Genomic DNA, 14,643 nt, shown 5'->3' with positions numbered 1-14,643 from the left:
ATCCAAAGGACCATATCCATGCCTGCTTCCGCCGCCGACAGTGCCATCTATCGCCAGCTTTTCAGCGACGAGGCCAGCGCCGCGTTGTTCACCGACAGCGCCGAGATCCGCGCCATGCTTCTGGTAGAAGGCGCGCTGGCGCGGGTACAGGGCGGGCTTGGCATCATTCCCGAAACCGCAGCCGCCTATATCGACCGGTCCAGCCGCGAAGTGCAGATCCACCCCTCTGCACTGGCGGTTGAGACTGCGACCAACGGCGTGCCGGTCCCGGCGCTGGTCGCAGCCTTTCGCAAGGCGATGCAGGCCCCGGAACATGCGCAGTTCCTGCATTGGGGTGCGACCAGTCAGGACATCATGGAAACCGCGCTGGCCTTGCGCTTGCGGCGCCTGATCGAGATCTGGGACGACCGGCTTGGCCAGTTGATCCGGTCCCTCGGAGAGCTGGCCGAAACCCATGCCGAATTGCCGATGGCGGCGCGGACCTATGGGCAGGCAGCGACACCGACCAGCTTCGGAGCCGTGGTGGCGGGTTGGGGTCATCCCCTGATGCGGCTTCGGGACCGGCTAGCGGCCTTGCGCCCGCAGTTGGCGACGGTCTCTTTGGGCGGAGCGGCGGGAACGCTCTCCGCGATGGGTCCCGAAGGCCCGGCGGTGCGCTCCGCCCTGGCCGAGGCGCTGGGACTGGCCGATCCCGGCCACAGCTGGCACGCCGAACGCGACCGCATCGATGGCTTTGCCGCCTGGATGGCGGGAGTTTGCGTCAGCCTTGGCAAGATGGGCGAGGATCTGATCCTGATGACCCAGTCGGGGATCGAGGAAATCCGCATCTCGGGTGCCGGTGGATCATCGACCATGCCGCAGAAGCAAAATCCCGTCGGCCCTTCGGTCCTTGTTGCGCTGGCACGGCAATCCGTAGCGCTGGCGGGCGCGATGCAGGGCGCGGGGCTGCACCGGCAGCAACGCGACGGCTCTGCCTGGTTCGTCGAATGGATGACCCTGCCGCAGCTTTGCATTTCGGCCGGCCGCGCGATGGCCTTGGCGCTGGATGTCGCCGGGCGTCTTGCGCCGGACGCGGCGGCGATGGCGCGCGGCATCGATGATGGAACGGGGCTGATCCATGCCGAGGCATTCACCTTTGCCCTGGCCCGGCACATGCCCCGTCCCGAAGCGCAGGCCAGGATCAAGGCGCTGTGTGCCGAGGCAGTGAAGGGCGGCAGCTCGTTGCCAGCATTGGTCGCGCGGGATTTTCCGGCGCTTGACCTGTCCGCAGCGGGTGGCTTGGGCACAGCCCCGCAGGATGCGCGCGATTTCGCGGTGAAGGCGCGGGCCTAGCGCATCGCCCGCCAGATCGACGAAGCAAGGTCGCCAAGATCGCCCAGCCGCGCCAGAACATGTTCGCGGCCAAGCCCCGAGGCGTCCTGTTGCCGGTCGAGCCGTGCCATCAACCTCAGCAGGCGCCGCTTGTGGATGCCGCTCCAGACCTGGACGGGATCGGCGACGATTCCGGCAAAGGTCGTGACCAGCGCGGCCAAGACGGACAGCACGATTCCTGTCAGCACAAGTTCCAGCGTCGAGAATTGCGTCGGGAAAACCGAATACCACATCCCGCCCGCCCAGCTTCCCAGCGCGAAATCCGCGACCGCGTGGGAGTGCGCCCGCATTTCGGCGATGGGGGTGGCCAAGGACAGAACGCCGGGCGTCGCTTGATAGAAGATCAGGAAGCCCGACAGAAGCACGATGATCGAGGTGGTGATCTCAGAAACCGCGTTGCGGGTTTCTGCATAGGATCGGATCGCGCTTTGGATCAGGGGGGCGGGCGCGCGGGGCGCGATCCCTTGCGAATCGAGGCGCGTGAGCAGTTCGGTCAGATCCGACTCGATGCGGCGCGCGACATCGGTGGTCAGGAAGATCTGCCGACGGTCCAGCCAGCTGGCTGCGCCCCGGGCGCCGCAAAGGCGCAACATCATCGCGACGAAGCGCAACAGCAGGAAAACGGGCGACAACGCCACGTTCGCCGGGGCGCGAAGCAGGTCTGCGCCGATTGCTGCGCGATGCAGGGCAAGAGTGCCGCGGATGCCATAGCGGTCAGCGACAAAGCGGCCGATCTCGCTTTCCCGGCGCGTCATCGGCCGGGTATCGGCCGGGGCGGGTGCGGCTGATCCTGGGCGCGCAGGGGGCATGAAGCGGGTTCCTTGGTCTGACGATTGATCCTTCAATCTAGGGAGGTCGGGGACATGTCTCAACCATGCGCGGAAGGCGCGATGGGCGGTGGCGTGGGTGGAGGCAATGCCCGCTTTGTCATCACTTGTACTTCCCAGATCTGATGCACAAGCAAGGCGACGGAGGATTTATCACGTGATTACGAACGCTTACCTGACTATCATCGATCTCTCCGAACTGCCTTCTTGCCGTGATCCCATGCCGAAAACAGGTTTCCAGCACAGGGGCATGAGAGAGGAAAACCATCTTCATTTCTGGAAACTCCTAAATCTCTATATACTCAGTAGTGATTTGATGTATTCTTTCCTCGTAGCCGCGGCGCCCCTTGCGCCTGTCCAAGCTCAACGACGAAAGGACGGACATGACCATTCCCGCTCCGCAAAACATCAAGGTCCTATGGTTCCTGCCGACCCACGGCGACAGCCGTTATCTGGGCACTGCCGATGGTGGGCGGGCAGTGAACCTGCCCTATCTGCGCCAGATCGCGCAGGCGGCAGATTCTCTGGGCTATTATGGCGTCCTTCTGCCGACGGGCCGCAGTTGCGAAGACAGCTGGATCGTCGCCGCCGCTCTGGCCTCCCAAACCGAAAAGTTGCGTTTTCTGGTCGCGGTGCGTCCGGGGCTGCAATCGCCCACATTGGCCGCGCGCATGACCGCGACGTTGGACCGGCTTTCGGGTGGCCGGCTGCTGATCAATGTCGTCACCGGCGGCGATCCGGTCGAGAATGCGGGCGACGGCATCCACCTGAGCCACTCCGAACGCTACGAGGTGACGCGGGAATTCCTGGACATCTATAAGGCATTGCTCGCGGGGCAGACCGTCAATTACGAAAGCAAGCATTTCCGGATCGTGGACGGGAAGCTTCTGTTTCCGGCATTGCAGGAAAACGGGCCGAAGCTGTTCTTTGGCGGCTCGTCGGAGGCGGCGAACGCCGTGGCGGCCAAGCAGGTCGACAAATACCTGACCTGGGGCGAGCCGCCCGAGCAGGTCCGTCACAAGATCGAGGGCGTCCGCCGCCTGGCCGAGGCTGAAGGACGTGAAGTGACCTTCGGGATCCGCCTGCATGTCATCGTCCGCGAGACCGAGGCCGAGGCATGGCAGGCAGCGGACCGCCTGATCAGCAAGCTGGACGATGCCACCATCGCCCGCGCGCAGGAAACCTTCGCCCGGATGGACTCGGTCGGCCAGCGGCGTATGGCCGAACTGCATGGCGGTCGCCGCGACGGGCTGGAGATCAGCCCGAACCTGTGGGCGGGGGTCGGCCTTGTCCGGGGAGGGGCGGGCACCGCGCTGGTCGGCGACGCCGAAACCGTGGCCGAGCGTATCGACGAATACAGGCGCATCGGGATCGATACCTTCATCCTGTCTGGCTATCCGCATCTTGAGGAAGCCTACAGCTTCGGCGAACGCGTGCTGCCGCTGCTGCCGCTGGACCATCCGGTGGCGCAACCCAGCGCGGCCGCGAACATGGGCTCATTTGGCGAGACGGTCGGCAATGACTATCGCCCCGCGGCTGAGCCCATCATGCCGCGCCCGGTTCTGGTGACAGGAGGTTAGGGCATGAACATGATCCAGTCTCCGCGCCTGCGCGTCGTCATCATGGGTGGCGGCTTCACCGGCGCCTCACTGGCCTGGCAACTTGCCGAGATGCATGTGCAGGCGATCGTAACCGTGGTCGAGCCGCGCGCCGAACTGGGCCGGGGCCTGGCCTATTCGACGACCGAGCCCGCGCACCGGATCAATGTCCCGGCGCATCGCATGACGATGGACCCTGACCGGCCCCAGGACTTTGCCGATTGGATCGTCGAGGGACAGGCGCAAGGCCGATTGGACCACGACGCCTCCTCGTTGACCGCGCAGGGCGAGCGTTTCCCGCGCCGCGAGCTGTTCGGCGAATATGTGGCCGACAGGATTGCGCCGCATCTGCGCGCGGGCAGGATCCGGCATATCCGCGCCCGCGTCGGCGATATCGAGCGCGCGCCCGACGGCGCGCTGGTGCTTCTGCTGTCGGACGACAGCCGGATCCGGGCCGATCTTCTGGTGCTGGCCACGGGACATCCGCCGCCGGCGGTGCCGAAGGTTCTGGCCGGGCTGACCGGCGCGCCCGAGCTGATCGCCGATCCCTATGCCCCGGTGCGGATCGCGGGTATCCGCCGCGACGCGCGAGTTCTGGTCCTGGGCGCGGCGCTGGGTTCCGCCGATGTCATCGCGACACTGGACGGGCAGGGGTTCGAAGGCAGCATCACCTGCCTGTCGCGTCACGGTCTGCGGTCTCGGTCGCACGGGATCGTCGCACAGGAAAGCACGCAGGACTTTACCGAGACGCCGATCACCAGCGTGGCCGAGTTGCTGCGTCGGGTCCGCCACGCGATCGTGGACGATCAGGCGCGCGGGCAAAGCTGGCACGCGACGCTGTCCCGATTGCGCACGCAGGGCCAGAAGATCTGGTCCGGGCTGGATGATCGGGCCCGCGCGCGCCTGCTGCGTCACCTGCGCACCTATTGGGACGTCCACCGCTATCGCCTTGCGCCGCAGATCGGCGCCATTCTGGACCGTCTGGAGGATGACGGGCGTCTGGACTATCAGGCCGCGCATCTGATTTCGGCCGAGCGGGAATGGAACGGTGTCCGCGTGACTTGGCGGCGCCGTGGCGGGCAGGATTTGGTCAGCGGCGTCTTTGACCAGATCGTCGTGACCACCGGCCCTGCGCAAGGACGGTGTATCGACTGGAACCCGGCGCTTGCCGCTTTGGCCCGGCTGGGCATGATCGCCCCGGATCCTTTGGGGCTGGGGCTGGCCACAACCGATACCTGCCGCGGCCTGGACGTCAGGGGTCAGGCAAGCGAACGCATTCTGGTCGCCGGACCCCTCGCCCGTGGCCATGTGGGGGAATTGATCGGCGCGCCGGAATGTGCGGCACACGCCCGGTCGATTGCCCGCGAAATCGCCAAACGCGCCATCCTTGCCCCCATTCTGCGGCATTCCGGCCTGTCCGAGGGCCGTGCAGCGAACCCGGCCTGACGGGCTGGAATCACCTCGAACCACAGGAGATCATCATGTCGATCCTGACCATCACCGGTTTTGCCGGAAGCTTTTCTGCGCCCTCGCGCACGCGGGCCCTTGTCGAGCAGGCCGTGGACCTTGCCGCGGACCGCTTCAACGCGGTGGGCCAGGTCTTTGACCTGAGTGAGCTTGGCCCCTCGCTTGGTGCGGCGCGCCAGCTGGGCGATCTTTCCCCCGAGGCGCTGGAGCTTGTCACATCGCTTGTCCGTTCGGACGCGCTGGTGATCGCAAGCCCCGTCCACAAGGGCAGCTACAGCGGCATGTTCAAGCATGTCTTCGACCTGCTCGATCCGGGCATGCTGCACGGCAAGCCTGTTCTGCTGGCGGCCACCGGCGGCGGTGATCGCCACGCGCTGGTGGTTGAACATCAGCTTCGCCCGCTTTTCGGCTTTTTCGAGGCGCAGCCATTGGCCACCGGGGTCTATGTCTCGGACCGGGACTTCGTCGGCGGTAAGCTGGTGGACGAAGCCGCGCGCGCCCGCCTGAGCCGCGCCGTTGGCCAGTTCGCGCCATACCTCAGCGATTATCCTGTCCCGGTGCGAGGCGAGAGTGCCGCGCCGATCCTGCACGCCCTGTAAAAGGATCAAAGCCCATGACCTTTACGACATTCACGCGCCGCACGGCGCTTGGCTTCGGGCTGGCGGCGCTGGCCACCCCGGGCCTGCTGCGGGCAGCACCCGCCACCAAGCTGCGCGTCGGCTGGCAGAAAGGTGGTCTTCTGGGGCTGGTGAAGGGGGCCGGGGCATTCGAAAAGACCTTTGCCGATCAGGGCGTTTCCGTCAGCTGGTCCGAGTTCACCTCGGGTCCGCCGCTGCTTGAGGCCCTGTCGGCGGGGGCACTGGATTTCGGCTATACCGGAAACGTCCCGCCGATTTTCGCCCATGCGGCGCGCGGCAACCTGGTGTTCGTGGGGGCAAGCGAAGGATCCCGTGAAGGCCATGCGATCCTGGTTCCGAAGGACTCGGCCATTCAGTCGCTTGCGGACCTGAAGGGCCAGAAGGTCGCTTTCAAACGCGGCAGCTCGGCCCATTATGCGACGATCAAGCTGCTTCAGACGGCCGGGCTGACGCTGGACGACATCCAGCCGCAGGACCTGTCGCCACCAGACGCGATTGCCGCCTTCGATGCCGGTGCGATTGGCGCTTGGGCGATCTGGGATCCATATTTCGCGATGGCCGAAGCACGCCCGAACACTCGCGTCCTGCAGACGACCGCCATTGTCGAGCCGGATTACGGCTTCTTTTCCGCGAACAAGGATTACGCCAAGGACAATCCGCTTCTGGTTCGCCGCGTGGTCGAGACGATCCGTCAGGTTGGTGAGCAGGGCCAGGCCGATCTGCCCGCCACGATCAAGACTTTCGCCATGGAAACGGGGTTAAGCGAGGCGGTTCTGGAACGCGCGCTGACCCGCAAGGGCGCCGATCTGGGCAAGCAAGGGTTCGTCGAGGACCGGCACGTCACCTATGAACAGGGCGTCGCTGACGAATTCTACAAGCTGGGCATCATTCCCCGCCAGCTTGACATCGCTTCGGTGGTCTGGACCCCGCAAACCTCGAGCTGACGGAGATAGCAGATGAGTCTGACTGACAGCCTTGGTCCCGCCCGGGATCCCAGCGCGGGGTGGCGGCCGCGGCTTCCCAAGGCGGAAAGCCTGCTGCCTTACGCCGTTCCGGCCGCAATCCTTGCACTGTGGGAGATCGCGGGCGCGACCGGCCTGATCGCGGACACGATCATGCCACGCCCGTCGACGATCCTGTCGACCGCGGTGCAAATGACGCTGTCGGGCGAGTTGCTCACCCATCTGGGCGTTTCGGCCATGCGCGCGCTGGCCGGGCTTCTGGTCGGGGGCGGCATCGGCTTTGCTTTGGGCGTGGGAAACGGCGTCTCCCGACTTAGCGAGACATTGACGGATTCGACCCTGCAAATGGTCCGCAACATTCCGCACCTGGCGCTGATCCCCCTGGTCATCCTGTGGTTCGGAATTGGCGAGGGCGCGAAGCTGTTTCTTGTCGCGCTGGGAGTATTCTTTCCAATCTACCTGAACACGCTTTACGGCATCCGCAATGTCGATCCGCAATTGATCGAGATGGGCCGGGCCTATGGAATGACCGGGCGGCAACTGTTCCGGCGGATCGTGCTGCCGGGAGCGCTGCCCTCGATCTTTGTCGGGCTGCGCTATGGGCTGGGGATCATGTGGCTGACGCTGATCGTGGCCGAAACGCTTTCGGCTTCGTCGGGGCTTGGCTACATGGCGATGAAGGCCCGCGAATTCATGGTGCTGGACGTCGTCGTGCTGTCGATCCTGCTTTACGCAGCACTTGGCAAGCTTGCCGATACGCTGACCCGCGCGCTGGAACGCCGCGCGCTGCAATGGAGCCCCGCCTATGCAGGCCGTTAACATCCTGCCCCGCGACATCCCGGTCCCGCCAATGCTGCGCGAGAATACCGGCGTCACCGTAAGGCTGGCGAATGTCTCGCGCAGCTTCGACGGGAACCGCGTCCTGAACAACCTCGACCTTGAGGTTCGGCCGGGCGAGTTCGTGTCGATCGTCGGGAAAAGCGGCTGCGGCAAGTCCACCTTGCTGCGCCTGATCGCGGGGCTGGACCGCCCGACCACTGGCAGCGTGACCGTGGACGGAGTGCCTGCCGAACGGGCCGGAGACCGCCTGCGCATCATGTTCCAGGAACCGCGCCTGCTGCCCTGGGCCTCAGTGGCCGATAATGTCGCGGTCGGCCTGCGCGAAGGGCCCGATCCTACGGCGGTGGAAGGCGCTCTGGCCTCGGTCCAGCTTTCCGACAAGGCAGGGGATTGGCCCGCGCAGTTGTCCGGCGGCCAGCGTCAGCGCGTCGCGCTGGCACGGGCATTGGTCAGTAACCCGAAGCTGCTGGTCCTTGACGAACCATTGGGGGCGCTGGACGCGCTGACGCGGCTGACCATGCAGAACCTGATCCGCGACATGCATGCCAAAGCGGGCTTCACTGCCGTCCTTGTCACCCACGACGTGGCCGAGGCCGTGGCCTTGTCCGACCGGGTTATCGTGCTGGGGCAGGGCGGAATCCTGCACCGCGTCGATATCCTGCGCGTCGGCCCCGTGCGGCGTGGCAGCGCCGAAATCGCCGCTATCGAGGCCGAGATCGTTGACGCGATCTTCGCCGCCTGATCTGCCCTGAAATCCGTCACCGTCGCAACCTCTGCACAAGGATGCGGCAGTGCAGCGGGATCGGATCCTTGGCGCCTTGCCCTGCGTTGCCTTTGACACACGGGGAATGGCAAGGCGGGGGCGGATCCACTGGGCCGGGCATGGAAAAGCGTCTTACGATCGTCATCGTCGAACCCGACAAGGAACGCGCATTGCCCATTGTCGACGGGCTGCGCGAACTGGGTGACCATGACATCCGCATCATCGCCGAGGAAACCGGTCTGGCCCGCCAGATCGCCGAGTTTCGGCCCGATGTCGTGCTGATCGATCTTGCAAATCCCTCCCGAGACATTCTTGAGGAACTGGCGCTGGCCTCTGGCCCGACCGAACGACCGGTCGCCATGTTCGTCGACCGCTCGGACGAGCAATTGACCCGCGCCGCGATTGAGGCGGGTGTATCGGCCTATGTCGTGGACGGGCTGCGCCCCGACCGGATCAAGCCGATCCTGGACGCCGCGATTGCGCGCTTCCACATGTTCCAGCGGATGCGCACGGAACTGGCCGCAACCCGCGCCGCGCTGGAAGAGCGCAAGATCATTGACCGCGCCAAGGCAGTGCTGATGAAAGCGCGCGGGATCGATGAAGAGGCCGCCTATGCGCTGCTGCGCAAGACCGCGATGGATCAGGGCAAGCGCGTGGCCGACATCGCCCAGCAACTGGTGATGGCGGCGGGGCTGCTGACATGCCGCTGACCCGGCTGCGCCTTGGCTATCTGCCGCTGATCGATGCGGCCCCGCTGGTCATTGCGCAGGAAATGGGCTTTGCCGCGGAAGAGGGGTTGCAGCTGGACCTGGTCCGCCTGACGGCCTGGGCTCAAAGCCGCGACATGCTGGGGGCGGGGCTGATCGACGCGGCACATATGCTGGTGCCGATGCCTGTCGGACAGGCGCTGGGGCTGGGTCCGGATCTGCCGGCCTTCGACCTGGTCATGTTCCTGTCGCAGGGCGGTCAGGCCATCGCCGTCAACAACCGGATCGAGCAGCAGTTGCGGGCAATCGCGCATCCTTTCGATTTCGCGGATGCCTTGGCCGCCGGCCGTGCCCTGCGTCGGGTCGTGCCGGGCCGGTTGCGCGTGGGTGTGCCGTTTCCGTTTTCGACGCAGCTGGAGCTGGTCAGCCATTGGCTGCTGGCCAGCGGGTTTGGCGCGGCCGAGCTTGAGCTTGTGACCGTGCCGCCCCCCAAGATGGCCGAGGTCATGGCCGCGGGCGAGGTGGACGCCTTTTGCGTGGGCGAACCCTGGGCCTCATTCGCCGTCGACAGCGGTGGCGCAGCCCTGCTTCTGCCCGGCGCGGCCATCTGGTCGGCGGCGCCGGAAAAAGGACTGGTCCTGCGCCGCGACTTTGCCGACACCCGCCCGGACGAGACTGGCGCGCTGATGCGGGCCTTGTGGCGGGCCGGACGCTGGCTGGACGAACTCGGCCACCGCGCCCTTGCATCTGAAATCCTGTCGCGTCCCGCCTATCTGGACCTGCCCCCTGAACTGGCAGAGCGGGGCTTCGCCGGCAGGCTGATGGTCGCCTCGGGTGGAGAGTTGCGCGAGGCACCGGGGTTCATCGCCTTTCACGCCGGAGCGGCCAGCTTTCCGTGGAAAAGCATTGCGGCGATGATCGCGGACAGGATCGCGCGGCGTCGCGGGCTGGACGTGGCCAAGGCGATGGCGCGCGCGATGCCGCATTTTCGCACCGATCTTTACCGCCAACATCTGCGTCCTGCTGGCGCCGCGCTGCCGGGCGCGTCCCTGCGGCTTGAAGGGGCGCTGTCGCAAGATCGTATCGTCCCGGCGGAAAAGGGGCAGATGATTCTGCGCGCCGACCGTTTCTTCGACGGCTTCACATTCGAACCCCCGGCGGCGCCCTGACCTAGGGCTGATCGTTCGCCGGGCAGTTTGCCGCGAAATCGCGCAATTTCCGTGTCGATCAGATGCCCGATATGCGCGCGCCATGCTGCAATGGCGCGAAAGCTTGCTGCGATGCCGCGATGCTGACATCTTTTGGTCATGGCCCGGCGCAATGGCGCGCCACCGGCCCGCTCGCAAAGATGCGGCATGACTGATCCCGCGAGGACGCGGAATCCCCGAAAGTGTTGACGCCGTGACTGTTCGCCCTTTGGCGGCACGTTCTTTGTTCATCGCTTTCCGACAGCCACTGCACCCCAGTTTTGCCATCGGAGCACCCATGTCCGCCTCGACCGACGATGCCAGCCGCGCGCTGAGTCTTTCAACCACCTCATTCGTTGTCTGTTTTGCCGTCTGGACGATCTTCTCGATCATCGGCATCCAGATCCGCGAAGAGCTTTCCCTGACCGAGACGCAATTCGGCCTGCTGGTCGGGATGCCCATCCTGACCGGGTCACTGGTCCGCATCATCCTGGGCGTCCTGACCGACCGGATGGGTGGGCGCAGCGTCTATACCCTGACCATGCTGGCCGCCTCTTGCGCGACCTTCCTGCTGAGCGGGGCCACCACCTATCCGCAAATGCTGTTGGCCGCGCTTGGTGTCGGCCTGGCCGGAGGATCCTTCGCCGTGGGCGTCGCCTATGTCTCGCGCTGGTATCCCGCGGGCAGGCAGGGCACCGCGCTTGGCATCTTCGGCGTCGGCAATGTCGGTGCGGCGTTCACCAAGTTCCTGGCCCCCTTCGTCATGCTGGCCTGGGGCTGGCAGGCGACCGCGCAGATCTGGGCCGGTGCGCTGGCGCTGACGGCGGTCCTGTTCTGGGTCTTCAGCAAGGATGACCCGGTGACCGTCCAGCGACGCGGCACCCGCGCCCCGTTGCGCAGCCTCAAGGCCGAATCCGCACCGCTGCGAAACCTGCAGGTGTGGCGCTTCTCGGCCTATTATTTCTTCAGCTTCGGGGCATTTGTCGCGCTGGCGCTTTGGCTGCCCCATTACCTGATCGGGGTCTATGGCTTCGGGGTCAAAACGGCGGGCATGGTCGGGGCGGCCTATTCCATCCCCGCCTCGATCTTCCGCGCTTATGGTGGGGTGTTGTCGGACCGGATCGGTGCCCGGACCGTAATGTACTGGACGCTGACCGTTTCGCTGCTGGCGACCGCGATCCTTGCCATTCCCACGGGCGTTCCGACGCCGGTCTTCCTAGCGGTCATCTTTGTCCTCGGCTTTTTTATGAGCCTCGGCAAGGCGGCGGTCTACAAGCACATCCCGACCTATTACCCCCAGAACGTGGGCGCGGTCGGCGGGCTGGTCGGCATGATCGGTGGCTTGGGCGGATTTGTCCTGCCGCTGTTGTTCGGCTGGCTGAGGGACACGACCGGGCTGTGGTCCAGCTGCTTTGCGGTCCTGTTCCTGCTCGTCGCCGCTTGCCTGACCTGGATGCATGTCTCGATCCGCCGACTGAACCGCGCCCCCGCCCTGCAAACCGCCTGAAAGGAAACCAGGCCATGAAAAAGAAGCTAGTGGTCATTGGCGCCGGGATGGCCTCGGGCAGAATGCTCGAACAGCTCTTCGACGCCGCCCCGGATGCCTACGAAGTCACCCTGTTCAACGGCGAGCCGCGCGGGAACTACAACCGCCTGATGCTGTCCCCGGTGTTGTCGGGCGAAAAGACCTATGAGCAGATCGTCACGCATGACGATGACTGGTATGCCGCGCACGGCGTTGATTGCCGCTTTGGCGAGCCGGTGGTCAAGATCGACCGCAAGCGCCGGATCGTCTACTCGAACAAGGGCGGCGCGCCCTATGACGCGCTGGTCATCGCGACCGGCTCGGCCCCCTTCATCATACCTGTCCCCGGCAAGGACCTGCCCGGCGTCGTGGCCTATCGCGACCTCGAGGATACGCAGGCAATGATGGACACGGCGGGCAAGGATGCCGTCGTGATCGGTGGCGGTCTGCTGGGTCTTGAGGCCGCGGCAGGGATGGCGGCACGCGGCGCACGCGTCACCGTCATTCACCTGATGGGCCACCTGATGGAGCGTCAGCTGGACCCCGCCGCAGGCTATCTGCTGCAAAAGGATCTGGAGAAGCGCGGCATTACCGTCCATTGCAAGGGTGCGACCAAGGCGATCCTTGGCACGGACCGCGCCGAGGCCGTGCTGCTGGAAGACGGTACCGTCTATCCCGCCGATCTGGTCTGCATGGCTGTCGGTATCCGTCCGGAAACCCGCCTTGCCAATGACGCGCATCTGGAGGTCGAGCGCGGCATCGTCGTCGATGACGCGATGCGCACCAGCGACCCGCATATCTTCGCCTTGGGCGAATGTGTCGAACATCGCAAGCAGCTGTTCGGGCTGGTCGCGCCGCTTTACGACCAAGCCAAGGTACTGGCGAAAGCCTTGCTGGGTGACGCCGCCGAATTCACCCCGGTCCAGACCGCGACCAAGCTGAAAGTCACCGGCTGCGACCTGTTCAGCGCGGGCGATTTTGCCGAAGGCGAGGGCCGAGAGGACATCGTCTTCCGCGATCCGGGCCGTGGCATCTACAAGCGCCTTGTCCTGCAGGACGACCGCATCATCGGCACCGTCATGTATGGCGAGACCGGCGACGGCAGCTGGTTCTATGGGCTGATGAAGGACGCAACCGACATCAGCGAGATGCGCGAGACCCTGATCTTTGGCCCCGCCTTCCAGGGAGGGTCCAAGCTGGACCCTATGGCGGCCGTTGCAGCCTTGCCGCCTGAGGCGGAGATCTGTGGCTGCAACGGCGTCTCCAAGGGTTCGATCATGGACGCGGTCGCGGGTGGAGCCTGCACGCTGGACCAGATGCGCGCCTGCACCAAGGCCAGCGCCTCTTGCGGCACCTGCACGGGGCTGGTGCAACAGATCATGGCCTTTGCTCTGGGCGGCGAGGTGCAGGACGCCCCTGCCGGCATGTGCAAATGCACCGATCACACGCATGAGGACGTGCGTCGCCTGATCAAGACAATGGGGCTGAAATCCATTCCCGCCGTCATGCAGGAGCTGGGCTGGAAGACGGTCGGCGGTTGCCATTCCTGCCGTCCCGCTCTGAACTATTACCTGCTGGCCGAATACCCGCTGGAGTACAAGGACGACCGGCAGTCGCGTTTCGTCAACGAACGCAACCACGCCAATATCCAGAAGGACGGCACCTATTCCGTCGTGCCGCGCATGTGGGGTGGGGTGACCACTCCGGACGAATTGCGCGCGATCGCGGATGCCGCCGACAAATACAACGTGCCGATGGTCAAGGTGACCGGCGGTCAGCGCATCGACCTGTTGGGCGTCAGGAAGGAAGACCTGCCGCACATGTGGGCCGATCTGAACGAAGCGGGCCTTGTTTCGGGCCACGCCTATTCCAAGGGCCTGCGCACGGTCAAAACCTGCGTCGGCAAGGAATTCTGTCGCGTCGGCACGCAGGATTCGACCGGGCTTGGCATCAAGCTGGAAAAGATCATGTGGGGTTCCTGGACGCCGCATAAGCTGAAACTCGGCGTCAGCGGCTGCCCTCGGAACTGCGCCGAGGCGACCTGCAAGGATATCGGCGTCGTCTGCGTCGACTCTGGCTACAACATATCGATCGGCGGCGCGGCGGGGATGGAGGTCAAGGAAACCGAGCATCTGGCCTCGACCCCCTCCGAGGAAGAAACCATCGAGATCATCCTGGCCGTGACCCAGCTTTACCGTGAGAACGGCAAATATCTGGACCGGCTCTGGAAATGGATGGGCAAGGTCGGTCTTGACTGGATCAAGGCGCAGGTCGTCGATGATCTGGAAAACCGCAAGGCCTTGGTCGAGCGTTTCGAGATCAGCCAGTCGGTCTATCGCACCGACCCCTGGGCCGAGCTGTCCACCCCCGCCGAAACGCCCAAATGGGGCCCCCTTGCAGACCTGACGCTGGAGGCAGCCGAATGACCAGTTTCATCGATATCGGCGCGCTTTCGGATGTGCCCCAGCAGGGCGCGCGCGTGGTGAAAACGCAGCAGGGCTGCATTGCGGTGTTTCGCACCGCCGATAATCGGGTCTTTGCACTAGACGACCGCTGCCCGCACAAGGGCGGCCCGCTTTCCGAAGGGATCGTCCATGGCGATCGCGTCACCTGTCCCCTGCACAACTGGGTCTTTGACATGAATTCGGGTGAGGCGCAGGGCGCAGATTCAGGCGCCGTCCGCACCTATCCGATCCGCGTCGAAAATGGCCGCATCCTGATCAGCGCCGAATTGATGGCCCGCCGGGCAGCCTGAGGA

The 14,643-nt window shown here is 65.1% G+C and carries 13 protein-coding genes; 12 read left to right on the top strand and 1 reads right to left on the bottom strand.

The annotated features are described in order from the left end of the window. Positions 1–18: 18 nt before the first annotated feature. Positions 19–1,332: a class-II fumarase/aspartase family protein gene (locus ACO2Q4_RS21085; protein ID WP_423321723.1), complete on the top strand. Its 1,314-nt coding sequence runs from the start codon at positions 19–21 to the stop codon at positions 1,330–1,332. Here the strand turns inward: ACO2Q4_RS21085 and ACO2Q4_RS21080 are convergent. Continuing rightward, positions 1,329–2,180, bottom strand: a complete 852-nt coding sequence (locus tag ACO2Q4_RS21080; protein WP_423321721.1) for a DUF6635 family protein — start codon at positions 2,178–2,180, stop codon at positions 1,329–1,331. The genes ACO2Q4_RS21085 and ACO2Q4_RS21080 overlap by 4 nt on opposite strands. Before the next feature lie 425 nt (positions 2,181–2,605). Here ACO2Q4_RS21080 and ssuD point away from each other — a divergent pair, with 425 nt between their 5' ends. The 11 genes from ssuD (at position 2,606) to nirD (ending at position 14,640) form a co-directional block, all read left to right on the top strand. Beyond that, on the top strand, positions 2,606–3,778 hold the full coding sequence (gene ssuD / locus ACO2Q4_RS21075) for an FMNH2-dependent alkanesulfonate monooxygenase (protein WP_423321840.1): 1,173 nt from the start codon (positions 2,606–2,608) through the stop codon (positions 3,776–3,778). 3 nt (positions 3,779–3,781) lie between these two features. Beyond that, positions 3,782–5,242, top strand: a complete 1,461-nt coding sequence (locus ACO2Q4_RS21070) for an FAD/NAD(P)-binding protein (protein WP_423321719.1) — start codon at positions 3,782–3,784, stop codon at positions 5,240–5,242. A gap of 35 nt (positions 5,243–5,277) precedes the next feature. Then, positions 5,278–5,862: an NAD(P)H-dependent oxidoreductase gene (locus ACO2Q4_RS21065; RefSeq protein WP_311761069.1), complete on the top strand. Its 585-nt coding sequence runs from the start codon at positions 5,278–5,280 to the stop codon at positions 5,860–5,862. Positions 5,863–5,876: 14 nt separating this feature from the next. Next, the gene (locus ACO2Q4_RS21060; protein WP_423321718.1) at positions 5,877–6,845 is read left to right on the top strand and encodes an aliphatic sulfonate ABC transporter substrate-binding protein; all 969 of its coding nucleotides are present in this window, start codon (positions 5,877–5,879) and stop codon (positions 6,843–6,845) included. A 12-nt stretch (positions 6,846–6,857) separates the two neighbouring features. Continuing rightward, positions 6,858–7,682 carry an ABC transporter permease subunit gene (locus ACO2Q4_RS21055; protein WP_423321717.1) on the top strand — a complete coding sequence of 275 codons (825 nt, stop codon included), beginning with the start codon at positions 6,858–6,860 and terminating at the stop codon, positions 7,680–7,682. Further along, complete coding sequence (locus ACO2Q4_RS21050; RefSeq protein ID WP_395135500.1) at positions 7,669–8,445, top strand: ABC transporter ATP-binding protein; 777 nt, start codon at positions 7,669–7,671, stop codon at positions 8,443–8,445. The genes ACO2Q4_RS21055 and ACO2Q4_RS21050 overlap by 14 nt, the downstream gene beginning before the upstream one ends. 140 nt (positions 8,446–8,585) lie before the next feature. Next, positions 8,586–9,176: an ANTAR domain-containing response regulator gene (locus tag ACO2Q4_RS21045; RefSeq protein ID WP_311761073.1), complete on the top strand. Its 591-nt coding sequence runs from the start codon at positions 8,586–8,588 to the stop codon at positions 9,174–9,176. Next, positions 9,167–10,342: an ABC transporter substrate-binding protein gene (locus ACO2Q4_RS21040; RefSeq protein WP_423321714.1), complete on the top strand. Its 1,176-nt coding sequence runs from the start codon at positions 9,167–9,169 to the stop codon at positions 10,340–10,342. Before ACO2Q4_RS21045 ends, ACO2Q4_RS21040 begins: the two co-directional genes overlap by 10 nt. Positions 10,343–10,658: 316 nt before the next feature. Continuing rightward, positions 10,659–11,867: an MFS transporter gene (locus ACO2Q4_RS21035; RefSeq protein WP_423321712.1), complete on the top strand. Its 1,209-nt coding sequence runs from the start codon at positions 10,659–10,661 to the stop codon at positions 11,865–11,867. Between the two features lie 14 nt (positions 11,868–11,881). Then, the gene (gene nirB / locus ACO2Q4_RS21030; RefSeq protein WP_423321710.1) at positions 11,882–14,311 is read left to right on the top strand and encodes a nitrite reductase large subunit NirB; all 2,430 of its coding nucleotides are present in this window, start codon (positions 11,882–11,884) and stop codon (positions 14,309–14,311) included. Next, positions 14,308–14,640 (top strand): nitrite reductase small subunit NirD, encoded by a 333-nt coding sequence (gene nirD / locus ACO2Q4_RS21025; protein ID WP_311761077.1) that lies wholly within the window; start codon positions 14,308–14,310, stop codon positions 14,638–14,640. The genes nirB and nirD overlap by 4 nt, the downstream gene beginning before the upstream one ends. Positions 14,641–14,643: the final 3 nt, after the last annotated feature.

It is taken from the genome of Paracoccus sp. KR1-242, assembly GCF_049446195.1.
GTDB classification, from domain to species: domain Bacteria; phylum Pseudomonadota; class Alphaproteobacteria; order Rhodobacterales; family Rhodobacteraceae; genus Paracoccus; species Paracoccus broussonetiae.
Note: the sequence above shows the minus strand (reverse complement) of the source record. Positions and strands in the feature narration are given on the sequence as shown.